1 pseudogene is annotated in these 287 nt (G+C 50.9%); it reads right to left on the bottom strand.

The window, feature by feature from the left end:
- Positions 1-2: 2 nt before the first annotated feature.
- A pseudogene (locus tag RTW80_RS28790) lies at positions 3-287 on the bottom strand (secretion protein HlyD); the annotation flags it as partial.

Below are 287 nucleotides of genomic sequence, written 5' to 3'. Positions count from 1 at the left end.
CATCACAGCTTTCCTTTCAGGCTCCAGAGCGGCTCAGTCAGCCACTCCCACAAATTGCGGGTATCCAGGCTGACATCCCCCTCAAGAACCATGCCGGGGCGCAGGGCTTCCTGTTTCCCATAAGCCAGAATAAAAGTATTTTCAGGTTCAACGATGACGCGGTAATGACCTTCATTCTCCTTCCAGGTCACAGGAGATACGGAGAGTAAATCAGAAGATGTCAGCGTTGTATGGCTTATTTCACGGATAGTCCCGTACTGCACACCAAACTTCTGATAGGGGAAGGC

The organism is Escherichia sp. AM3, assembly GCF_032029835.1.
In the GTDB taxonomy this organism is placed as follows: Bacteria; Pseudomonadota; Gammaproteobacteria; order Enterobacterales; family Enterobacteriaceae; genus Escherichia; species Escherichia coli.
The sequence above is the reverse complement of the archived record's forward strand: the minus strand, read 5'-3'. Positions and strand labels throughout refer to the sequence as shown.